11 protein-coding genes are annotated in these 10797 nt (G+C 68.0%); 5 read left to right on the forward strand and 6 right to left on the reverse strand.

Annotated features, from left to right (window positions below; translation table 11 throughout):
- Together Q0379_RS04925 and Q0379_RS04930 are read right to left on the reverse strand one after the other, a co-directional pair.
- Positions 1-1823 (reverse strand): CarD family transcriptional regulator (locus Q0379_RS04925; RefSeq protein WP_299005058.1); only part of this gene is annotated, 1823 nt, incomplete at its 3' end.
- Between the two features lie 21 nt (positions 1824-1844).
- Entirely contained in the window at positions 1845-2138 is a 294-nt protein-coding gene (locus tag Q0379_RS04930) for a succinate dehydrogenase assembly factor 2 (protein ID WP_299005060.1), read from the reverse strand.
- A gap of 190 nt (positions 2139-2328) precedes the next feature.
- Here Q0379_RS04930 and Q0379_RS04935 point away from each other — a divergent pair, with 190 nt between their 5' ends.
- Entirely contained in the window at positions 2329-2991 is a 663-nt protein-coding gene (locus tag Q0379_RS04935; protein ID WP_299005062.1) for an SH3 domain-containing protein, read from the forward strand.
- 221 nt (positions 2992-3212) lie between these two features.
- Entirely contained in the window at positions 3213-4766 is a 1554-nt protein-coding gene (locus Q0379_RS04940) for a DEAD/DEAH box helicase (protein ID WP_299005064.1), read from the forward strand.
- A gap of 66 nt (positions 4767-4832) precedes the next feature.
- On the opposite strand, the gene Q0379_RS04945 is transcribed toward Q0379_RS04940, so the two are convergent.
- Both Q0379_RS04945 and Q0379_RS04950 read right to left on the reverse strand, forming a co-directional pair.
- A complete protein-coding gene (locus tag Q0379_RS04945) occupies positions 4833-5516 on the reverse strand; it encodes an HTTM domain-containing protein (protein ID WP_299005066.1) in 684 nt (227 codons plus the stop codon).
- Positions 5513-5950 (reverse strand): hypothetical protein, encoded by a 438-nt coding sequence (locus Q0379_RS04950; protein WP_299005068.1) that lies wholly within the window; start codon positions 5948-5950, stop codon positions 5513-5515. Before Q0379_RS04950 ends, Q0379_RS04945 begins: the two co-directional genes overlap by 4 nt.
- Positions 5951-6103: 153 nt before the next feature.
- Here Q0379_RS04950 and Q0379_RS04955 point away from each other — a divergent pair, with 153 nt between their 5' ends.
- Entirely contained in the window at positions 6104-6394 is a 291-nt protein-coding gene (locus tag Q0379_RS04955) for an aa3-type cytochrome c oxidase subunit IV (protein WP_299005070.1), read from the forward strand.
- Here Q0379_RS04955 and Q0379_RS04960 read toward each other — a convergent pair.
- Together Q0379_RS04960 and Q0379_RS04965 are read right to left on the reverse strand one after the other, a co-directional pair.
- Positions 6389-7555, reverse strand: a complete 1167-nt coding sequence (locus tag Q0379_RS04960; protein ID WP_299005072.1) for a DUF563 domain-containing protein — start codon at positions 7553-7555, stop codon at positions 6389-6391. The genes Q0379_RS04955 and Q0379_RS04960 overlap by 6 nt on opposite strands.
- Before the next feature lie 46 nt (positions 7556-7601).
- Positions 7602-9056: a coniferyl aldehyde dehydrogenase gene (locus Q0379_RS04965; RefSeq protein WP_299005074.1), complete on the reverse strand. Its 1455-nt coding sequence runs from the start codon at positions 9054-9056 to the stop codon at positions 7602-7604.
- Positions 9057-9251: 195 nt separating this feature from the next.
- On the opposite strand from Q0379_RS04965, the gene Q0379_RS04970 reads away from it, so the two are divergent.
- Together Q0379_RS04970 and Q0379_RS04975 are read left to right on the forward strand one after the other, a co-directional pair.
- Complete coding sequence (locus Q0379_RS04970) at positions 9252-10313, forward strand: GGDEF domain-containing protein (protein ID WP_299005076.1); 1062 nt, start codon at positions 9252-9254, stop codon at positions 10311-10313.
- A 137-nt stretch (positions 10314-10450) separates the two neighbouring features.
- On the forward strand, positions 10451-10797 hold a 347-nt coding region (locus Q0379_RS04975), incomplete at its 3' end, for an enoyl-CoA hydratase-related protein (RefSeq protein WP_299005079.1).

Raw genomic sequence — 10797 nt, forward strand, 5'->3', positions numbered from 1 at the left:
GTCTCCTCGTAGGGGAAGCGGGCGCAGAACTCGTCGAACACGCCGTGCGGCGGATCGGTTTCCTCGACATGCTTCAGCTGGCGGGCGGCGGCGATCTGGATCAGGCCCTCGGCCATGACCCGCAGGCGCTCCTTGGCCCGCGCCTTGCGGCCTTGCCAGGCCGCGCCGCCCAGCTTGTCCAGCTGGACATTCTCGGCGTCGGCAGCGCCATAGCGGGTGAGCAGGTCGATATTCTCGACCGGCAGATAGAGCTTGGCCTCGCCGCCGTACAGCAGGTCCAGGCAGTCGTGCGGCGCGCCCTGGACGTCGAGGGTCTTGAGGCCCTCGTAACGACCGATGCCGTGGTCGATGTGGACGACCAGGTCGCCCGGCGTCAGGGCCGAGGCCTCGGCCAGGAAGTTGGCGGCGCGACGCTTCTTGCGCGGACGGGCCAGGCGATCGCCGAGGATGTCGGTCTCGGAGATGACCGCCAGGGCCTCGGTCTCGAAGCCGTGGTCCAGCGGCAGCACGACGCGCTGCGGGACCTTGGGGTCGTTGGCCTTGGCGGCCTGCCAGTAGCCCGCGAACGGGATCTTCTTCAGGCCATGGTCGGCCAGCATGGTCCCCAGGCGCTCGGACGAGCCCTCGGACCACGAGGCGAACAGCACGCGCTTGCCCTCGGCGGCCAGCTTCCTGGCGTGATCGGCGGTGGCCTCGAACAGGTTGACGCTGTCCTGGGCCCGCTCGGCGGCGAAAGTGCGGCCCAGCTTCGCGCCCAGGTCGACGACGTCCAGGCCCTGGGGCTGGAACGGCGTGAACTTGCGATGCGTGCGGTCGGACAGCTCCCGGTCCCACTCCTCGGCCGTCAGGTAAAGGGCCTCGGGCGGCAGCGGGCGGTAGGCGGACTTGCGGTCGGCGCTGGCGCGGGCCTCGTAGGCGTCATGGATCATCGCCAGGCGCTCGTCGCGAGCCTCGGCGGCCTGATGGTCGACGCCGATCAGGGCGCCGGCGGGCAGGTAGTCGAACAGCGTCGCCATGCGCTCGTAGAGCAGCGGCAGCCAGTGTTCGAGGCCAGCGCGGCGGCCGCCCTCGCTGACCGTGGCGTAGAGCGGATCATCGCCCGGCGCGCCGAACTCGGCGACATAGCCCTTGCGGAAGCGCGAAATGGCGTCGGCGTCCAGCAGCGCCTCGCTGACCGGCAGCAGATCGATTTCCTTGAGCTGCTTGGTTGAACGCTGGGTCTCGGGATCGAAGGCGCGGATGCTCTCCAGGGTGTCGCCGAACAGATCGAGACGCACCGGCTCCTCGGCGGCGGGCGGATAGACGTCGATGACGCCGCCGCGGATCGCGAACTCGCCGCGCTCGGACACGGTCGAGGCGCGCGCATAGCCGTTCACCGCGAAATAGGTCTCGAGGTCCTTGATATCGACGACGCCGCCAACCTTGGCGCTGTAGCTGGCGCGCAGGAGCACGTCCTTGGTCGGAACGCGTTGCAGCAGAGCGTGGGCGGCGATCACCAGGATGGCCGGCTTGCTCTCGCCGAGGCCCCGCGCCAGACGTGACAGGGTCGACATGCGCGTGGCCGAGACGCCGGCCGACGGGCCGATGCGGTCGTAGGGCAGGCAGTCCCACGACGGCAGGATCACCGCCTCGATCTCGGGCGCGAAGAACTTCAGGCTGTCGACGAAGGCGCCGGCGCGGGCGGTGTCGCGGGCGACGAAGGCGGTCAGACCGCCGCGCGCCCGGGCGATGTCGGCCATCACCAAGGCGTCGAAGCCCTCAGGCGCGCCGGCGAGAGTCAGGCCGCCGGCGGCCTTGGCGATCTGTTTGGCGTCGTAGGCCATCGGGTCTCTTGATCTAAAGGGTCAGGCGCCGTCGCCGGCGGGGCGCGACGCGTGCGCCTCGAACCTGAACGCGCGGATCATCGCCATGACGTCGGTCTCGAACCTTTCCGGCGTCGGCTCCTGGCCGACGATCCAGGCGTAGATCTCGCGATCGGACTGTTCGAGCAGGGTTTCCAGCGTGTCGAACTGCTCGGAGGTGAGGTTCGGGCCATGGATGTCCGCGAACGGCCCCAGAATGAGGTCCGCTTCCCGGAAACCGCGATGCCAGGCGCGGAAACGAAGGCGCCGAAGGCGGGAGTCGTGGTCGATGGTCATGCAGGGCGGATATAGAGCGCTGTCGCGGCTTACGCCAGTCGGCCACCCGCGCGCCTGAAACACGCGATACGCGCTTCACACTCACGATGCACCTATGATTTAGTATTGCGTAGTGAGCTTCTCGACGCGGATGGCGCGAGGATCCGGCCTTCCGTTCCCTGAAATCGAACGTTTCGCCAGGAGCGCGGCCATGCCTGACCTCTATATCCGCAAACGCGTCATCGCTCGGAGCGGGCTCATCGTCCGCGCTGGCCCCGGGACGACCTTCGACCGCCTCGAAGTTCTCCCCTACGGCACAGCCGTCTACCCTCTGAGCAGCGTCAATGGCTGGACGCTCATCGACAAGCACGGCGACGGCGCCGCGGACGGCTATGTGAGTGCGGACTATCTGAAGGACATCGTCGATCTAGACCCCAACGACGCCCAGCACATCGCCAAACTGCTCGAACTGGGCTCGACGGAGGCCGGACTCGCGGCGGCGAGGGAGACCGCGAAGGACGCCTGGAAAGGCTATCCCACCAATGGCTGCGCGGCCCACCTTAGCGCACTGCTACGAGCCGCGGGCGTCGATGTGCGTATGGAATTGGGGGCTGGTAATCTGGCTCACATCCTCAAACAGCGGGGATGGAGACGGGTGGACGTGGGCGCACAACAGCCGGGTGATGTCGGCGTCACCTATGATCACGACCCGACACCGCCCGGCGCTGACCATATTTATCTCGTCATCGAGACCCATGGCGCCGATGAAATGCTGATCGCCGACAATCAGAACTACAACGCCAACGCCCCCCACAAACGTTTCGCTAGCGGCAAGGGCGGTAAGACACCGACGGAATACTTCCTTAGGGCCTGACCTCGCCGGGCCAACCTTACGCCGGGCGGAGCGACGGCGCCGAAGCCATAGGCGCGCGCGTCTTGAGCGATGGAGCAGCTTCGTGCAAATACCCCCTCGCGCCTTGTGGCGATTGACTTTGGCGACTTTCGGCCTATTTATCCCCAGCTTCGGAGCAGGTCTGGCGAATCCGCGCCGCCCGCTCGCCCAAGCACGGGCGGCTCCGAGCAGACCAGCGTGTAATGACTGAATTTTCCGACCTAGGGCTCTCGCCCACGACCCTGCAGGCGGTCGCCGACACCGGCTATACCACTGCGACCCCGATTCAAGCCCAGGCCATTCCCGTCGCCCTCGCGGGCCAGGACGTCCTCGGCATCGCCCAGACGGGCACCGGCAAGACCGCCGCCTTCACCCTTCCGCTGATCGACAAGCTGCAGTCGGGCCGGGCCAAGGCCCGCATGCCGCGCGCCCTGGTCATCGCCCCGACCCGCGAGCTGGCCGACCAGGTCGCCTCCAGCTTCGAGAAGTACGCCAAGGGCACCAAGCTCTCGTGGGCCCTTCTGATCGGCGGCGTCTCGTTCGGCGACCAGGAAAAGAAGCTCGATCGCGGCGTGGACGTCCTGATCGCGACGCCCGGCCGCCTGCTCGACCACTTCGAGCGCGGCAAGCTTCTAATGACCGGCGTCCAGTTCCTGGTCGTCGATGAAGCCGACCGCATGCTGGACATGGGCTTCATCCCGGACATCGAGCGCATCTTCAAGATGACGCCGCCCAAGAAGCAGACCCTGTTCTTCTCGGCGACCATGCCGCCGGAAATCACCCGCCTGACCAAGCAGTTCCTGCGCGATCCGGTCCGGATCGAGGTGGCGCGTCCGGCGACGACCAACGCCAACATCGCCCAGCGCCTGGTCAAGGTGCCCTCCTCCGATCCCAAGGCCAAGCGCCTGGCGCTGCGCGCCGTGATCGACAAGGCCGCGCCCGAGACCGGCATTGTCTTCTGCAACCGCAAGACCGACGTCGACATCGTCGCCAAGTCGCTGAAGGTGCACGGCTATGACGCCGCCCCGATCCATGGCGACCTCGACCAGAGTCAGCGCACCAAAACCCTGGCGGACTTCCGTTCGGGCGCGCTGAAGATCCTGGTGGCTTCCGACGTCGCCGCGCGCGGCCTCGACATCCCGGCCGTCAGCCATGTCTTCAACTACGACGTTCCGCACCACGCCGACGACTACGTCCACCGCATCGGCCGCACCGGCCGCGCCGGCCGGACGGGCGAGGCCTACATGCTGGTCACCCCGGCCGACGACAAGGGCTTCGACAAGGTCATCAAGCTGATCGGCTCGACGCCCGAGGAAGAGAAGTTCGAGCTGGACTACTCCAACGCCGTCACCGTCAAGCGCGAGGGCGACCGCGACCGCAAGCGCGGCGGCCGTGATCGCGGCGAACGCGGCGAGCGTCCAGGTCGCGGCCGCGGCCGCAGCCGCTCGGAAGAGACCGTCGCCGAGGCGCCCGCCGAAGTCGCCGCCGAAGCGCCGGAAGCCGTCGCCGAGGAGCGTCCCGCCCGCGAGCGCAAGCCGCGCCGTGAGCGCGAGCCGCGTGAACCGCGTGAGCCCAAGGCCGCCGCCGCGCCGGTGGTCGAGGCCGAGCGTCCCGCGCGCGCCGAGCGTCCGGAACGCCCCGAGCGCCCCGTGCGCGGCGTCCAGCCCGTCCGCGACCGCGACGACGACGATCGTCGCGTCGTCGGCTTCGGCAATGACATCCCCGCCTTCCTGGCCAAGCCGCCGCGCGGCAAGTAGACCAGCCTGGGCAACAGACCTCGAGGGGCGTCGGACGACATCGTCCGGCGCCCTTCTGCTTTCGGGCTAGTGGATCAGGCGGCCCTGCAGCCAAAGGATCGCCGGATAGACCGACAGCCAGGTCCAGAAGAAGCGGTTCAGACCGAACAGGCAGGCATTGGCGAGATGGAAGGTCCCGGCGACGACCAGGGCCGTGATCAGGGTCGGCTTGGTCAGCATGGCCAGCGGGAACGCCAGCTCGAACCCCATGACCGCCCACGACATCACGGTCAGCAGCCTGGGTTGCTCAGCCAAGACGCGCAGGGACTCCGCGACCGGATAGGCCGAGAACTGGAAGACGTCGCGCAGCGCCCTGCCCGAGCGCCATTCGGGATTCACGACCTTCACCCAGCCCGAGATGAAGTAGGACAGGACGAGCTGCGCGCCCAGATAGCCGAAGAACAGCTCTCTGAGCGGCGTGCTGGGCGCCAGGCTCGCCAAGGTCAGGCACCACAGGGACAGAAGCCCCATCCTATCGCTGCCGCCGTTGTAAGGCCCTTGGAACCGATGGAGGATCAGCAGCGATAGCGCCGCCATCGCCACCAGCGGCCACGGCGAGGCCACGCCCAGCAGGACCAGGACGCACAGCACGGCGCGCGCCAGGAACAGGGCGCGCTCGTCGCGAAAGCCGCGCAGATGCTCCAGGCTCTGCTGCAATAGCGCCAGGGCCAGCAACACCTGCGTCAGGCGCATGGCGTCCGGCAGCGTCATCGAATGTCGATCTCGGCCAGAGCCCGCGGCGAAGCCTGGAACAGCACCTCGCGCAAGATCGCCTCACCCTCCCGGGCGACGAACACCAGCCGGAAGGTCAGCCAACCCTCCGCCGTCTCCGGGCCGCGCGCGAGGTCGGCGGCGATCCGCTTGAAGATCTCGTCCTCGCTGTGCGCGGTCGGATTATCGATCAGTCGCTCGGCGCAGCTGACCAGGAACAGGCTCTCGTTCCAGCGTGGGTTCCAGGGCATCCGCGCGGCCATCGCCCCGGGCGTCAGGCGATGCGGCCTAGGCCGGAATTCTCGCCAGGCCTCGGGCGTCGCCTCCGCCGAGGAGGTCACGGCGAACTCGACCCGCGGCGACGGCGCGATGACGTCGAAGAAGTTCCAGGACGGGATCAGGGCCGGCAGCAGCAGCTGCAGCGGGTTGGGCATGGTCCCTGCTCCAGGGCGGCCGAGGAATCGCTCGATGCTAAGCTTAACTCGCGCGCCGTTCGATAGCGCGCCTGGCGGAACGCGGGTATTCTGGCGGACGTTTTCGACGCACGGCGCTTAAGAGCCGCGAACCAGCTAAGGGAGGACCGCGCCATGGCCGCCACCCAGCCTGACGCTTTCGAACATGACACCGCCGAACGCGAGGCGATCCTGATCGCCCACGAGCGCACCTACCACGCCTTCGCCGTTCTCGTGCGATGGGCCATGTTGCACTGCGCGGTGGTCATCAGCGCTCTCACTGTGTGGTTCGCCACGCCGGCGGGCTTCTTCGGCGGGCTCGTCACCGCCATCGTGGTCTTCGTCGTCGGCTACTACGGTATGGTCCGCCGCGAGGAAAAGCAGCCGCTGGACCTGTGGGTCGAAGGCCGCAAAGGCCTCCTATAGCGCCGCGTCGACGAAGCGCAGCAGGTCGTCCAGCGGCGGCTTGAACGCGAACTTGAAGCCGCGCCGAAGTCTGGCGGTCAGCGGCGCCTCGCGCGCGGGACAGGGCGAGGCGCATACATAGCCGCGCCAATCGACGCCCACTTGCCGGCAAGCCGCCCTCACCCACTGGCTGGTGAAGTTCAGCGGCTGGATCTCGACGACCCGCGCGCCCCGCGACAGGAAGACGGCGTTGGCCAGGGCCGCGCCGCTGGCGCCGACCACGACCTCGGCGTCCCGCATCAGGGCGACCTGTTCGACCGCATCGAGCGTCTCCGGTCGCACGATCGCGAAGCCCCGCGCCGCGAGCGCCTTCTCGAACGCCGCCTCCCCGACCATGACCCGCATCGACTGGCCGCGACGCGAAAGATAGACGCGCCGATGTCCCGCGCCGGCCGGCGCGCGCGCCAGGACCCGCGCCGCCAGATCCGCGAGGAGCCCGTTGGGGTGGTGCAGGAAGTGGTCCATGCTGGTGGCGAAGGCCGTGCGTTTCAGCCTGACGACCGGCGCGTCGATCTCGGTCACAGCGCGGTCCGGAAAGGCCAAGGCGATCAGGTCGCGCTGCCAGGCGGCCAGCTTGGGGGCCAGGATCGGTAAGGTCTCAAGCAATCCAATCTGCTCGAGGCCCATCAGGGATGGCAACGCGTCGATGACGAAATGGCCGTAGTTGAAGGTCGCGCCCCAAGGCAGGAAAACCGCTCCGCCGTCGAGCATGGGCGCGGACGCCGGCGGCGTGAATCGCGTGGCCTGATCGGAAAGGCCCGGGATGGCCGAAAGGTCCCCTGAGCCATGGCGCGCCTCGCCCACCGTGGCGTTGTAGAGCGCGCCATCGGTTCCGATCAGCCCGCCGAAGCGCGGAAACCACCAGGTCTCACCCACCACGCAGAGCGCCGGAACATTGACGGACGGCGTCGCGGCGATGTCGTAGGGCCATGCCTCCGCCTTCGGCCCGCCCAGGCGTCCCGGCGGCGCGCCGCCAGAAGCGTCGTTTTCCGGCGCCCAGGCGACGCCGGCCATTCCCTCAGCCAACCGCCCCGCTAGCTCGAAAGACAGCAGGCGCGGCATGTCCTGGGCTTCGACGATGGAGCGCACGGGCAGCGACGCGGTCATGCCCGCTTGGAGCATGCCGCGCGCCGCGAGGAAACCCTCCGATAGCCAGGCGGTCGAGCGTCTAGCGCTTGATCTGGCCCGCCAGGTACTTGCGGATCGCCTCGCCGTACGGCGGGCGCAGGCCCAGCATCGGCGCGATGTCCTTCTTCAGCTGCTGGAACACCGCCTTCTTGTGGCTGAACTCCAGGAAGCCGTCGTGACCGTGATAGGCGCCCATGCCCGCTGGGCCGACGCCGCCGAACGGCAGCTCTTCCTGGGCGACGTGGAAGATCACGTCATTGACCGTAACGCCGCCGCTGGTGGTGCGGGCCAGAACGCGGTCCTTCTCGGCTTCGTCGGTCCCGAACCAGTAGAGCGCCAGCGGCCGGTCGTGGGCGTTCACATAGTCCACGGCCTCGTCGATCGTCCGATAGCTCTTCACCGGTAGGACCGGACCGAAGATCTCTTCCTGCATCACCTTCATGTCGTCGGTGGGATCGATGATCAGGGTCGGGGCGATCTTGCGGTGCTCCTGCTGCGACAGGTCCTCGCCGCCGGGGTTGATCTCGACCACCCGCGCGCCCTTGGCCTTGGCGTCGTCGACATAGCCCTTCACGCGATCGTAGTGGCGCTGGGCGACCAGGGCCGTGTAGTCGGGATTGTCCTTCAGCGTCGGGAAGTAGCGGCCAACGGCGGCCTTGGCCTCGGCGACGAAGGTCTCAAGATCCTCCTGCGGCGTCAGCACGTAGTCGGGGGCCAGGCAGATCTGGCCGGCGTTCAGCGTCTTGCCGTTCATGATCCGGGCCGCGGCGGTGGCGATGTCGGCGCCGCGCGACAGGATCACCGGACTCTTGCCGCCCAGCTCCAGGGTGACCGGAACCAGGTTTTCGGCCGCGGCGCGCATCACGTGCCGCGCCACCGAGGTCGCGCCGGTGAACACCAAGTGATCGAAGGCCAGGCCCGAGAACGCCTGCCCAACCTCGGGCCCGCCGACGAACACGGCGACCTCTTCCTCGTCGAAGGCCTTGGCGAACATCGCCTTGAGCAGGTCGGAGGTGGCGGGCGTATATTCCGACGGCTTGATCATCGCGCGATTGCCGGCGGCGAAGATCCCGGCCAGCGGCGCGAAGGTCAGGTTGACCGGGAAGTTCCAGGGGCTGATCACGCCGACCACGCCCTTGGGCTGGTACTGCACCGTCGCCTTGGCGCCGAACAGGCCCAGGATCGCCGGCGTGGTCTTGCGCTTCTGCGGGCGCATCCATTTGGCGACATGCTCGCGGGCGAACTTCAACGGACCAATGGAGCCGGCCACATCGGTCAAGGCCGTGGCCTCGGGCGAGCGCGAGCCGAAGTCCGCGTTCACCGCCTTGGCGATCTCGACCTGGTGGCCGATCAGCAGGTCGATCGAGCGGTTCAACCAGTCGATGCGCTTTTCGACGCTAGGCGGCCCGTCGCGCAGATGAGCGGCCTTCTGGCGGCTGAGCACATCGTTCATGGTCGCCTTGTGAGCGTCCAGAGAATTCATTGGAGCGTTCATGTCTCGCCTCCCGTGGCTGGCGCGCGGCGCCCGTGGCCCGTCGCTCATCTTATCATCGTTCACCATGCGCGAGGGTGCGTTCGCGCGCAAGCGAACCTTGTTCGTTCTTAACGGGTCGTAAGAACTCTGCCGTCTAGTCTCCATGTCCATGCGATCGGCCTTTCCCCAACGGAAACGCCGGACGGGGGATGAGAGATGTCGGACGTCGAGACCACGCTGCGGGGCCCTGAAGCCTATAAGATCGCGTCACGGGCGCTGGAGCTGATGGAGCGCCACCAGGTGTGGCCGACCGCGCTGAATTTCGAGCTCTGGACGCACTATGTCGCCGATCCCGACGGCGCCCTCGCCCGCGAACTGACCCGCCTGATTTCGATCGGCGAGCCGATGACCGAGCTGGTCAGCGAAGAGCTCGCCGCCACCTACCTGCCCAAGGCGCGACTGAACGACCAGATCCGCGACGCCGGCGACATCCTGTCCAAGGAGCTGGAGGCCGTCGCCAAGGCCATCCAGAACGCCCAGAAGTCGAACGCCGCCTTCGGCAAGGAACTGGCCGGCGCGACCAAGAACCTCGACAAGTCGACCGACGTCGAAGCGATCAAGGTGGTCGTCTCGAACCTGGCCGACGCCACCCGCCGCGTGCATCGCGAGAACCAGTCGCTGGAATCGCGCCTGGCGGAATCGACCTCCGAGGTCGAGCGCCTGCGCGAACACCTGGAACAGGTTCGCCGCGAGGCCACCACCGACGGCCTGACCAACCTCGCCAACCGCAAGGCCTTCGACGAGGAGCTGGATCGCGCCTGCGCCGAGGCCGACAGCCAGGGCACGCCGCTATGCCTCGCCGTGCTCGACATCGACCACTTCAAGGGTTTCAACGACACCTGGGGGCACCAGACCGGCGACCAGGTCATCCGCTACGTCGCCTCGGTGATCGGCCGCGTCGCCGCCCCGCCGCGCTTCGCCGCCCGCTACGGCGGCGAGGAATTCGCGATGATCTTCCCGCGCGAGAACGCGGCGGTCATCGCCGCGTCGCTGGAGGAAATCCGCGTCGAGGTGTCGTCGCGCATGCTCAAGCGCCGCTCGACCAACGAGGACCTGGGCGCGATCACCATCTCGTCGGGCTTCGCCGAGCGCCGTCCGGGCGAAAGCGGTCACTCGATCATGGAGCGCGCCGACGCGGCGCTCTACGCCTCCAAGCGCGGCGGTCGCAACCGCGTGACGGCGGCCGAGGGCATGCCGGCGTCCGCCAACGCGGCCTGATCCCCTCCAGCTTGATTTCGACAGGACGCCGCCGATTCCCGCATCGGCGGCGTTTTTCGTTGAAGATTCCGCTAGCCTTCCCAAGGGGCAAAGGCGCCTAGACTCCGCCCCAAAGAGACCAAGGGAGGTTCAAGGCCGTGGATTACCAGAAGATCCGTGTCTCGACGCAGGACGGCGTCGCCACCGTCACGATCGCCGATCCGGCCTCGCTGAACGCCGCCAGCCTGGAAGTCGCCCGCGAGCTGACCCACGCCTTCTCATCCATCGCCGCCGGCAAGGTCGAGGCGCGCGCGGTGATCCTGACCGGCGAAGGCCGAGGCTTCTGCTCGGGCGCCAACCTGTCGGGCGGCGGCGCGGCCGGGCGCGAGCTGGACGTCGACGGCAAGCCGGACGCCGGCTCGGCGCTGGAGACGATCTACAATCCGCTGATGACCTTGCTGAAGGACTTCCCGCTGCCGATCGTGACGGCGGTGAACGGTCCGGC

Origin of the sequence: uncultured Caulobacter sp. (genome assembly GCF_937900395.1) — a bacterium.
Lineage (GTDB): Bacteria > Pseudomonadota > Alphaproteobacteria > Caulobacterales > Caulobacteraceae > Caulobacter.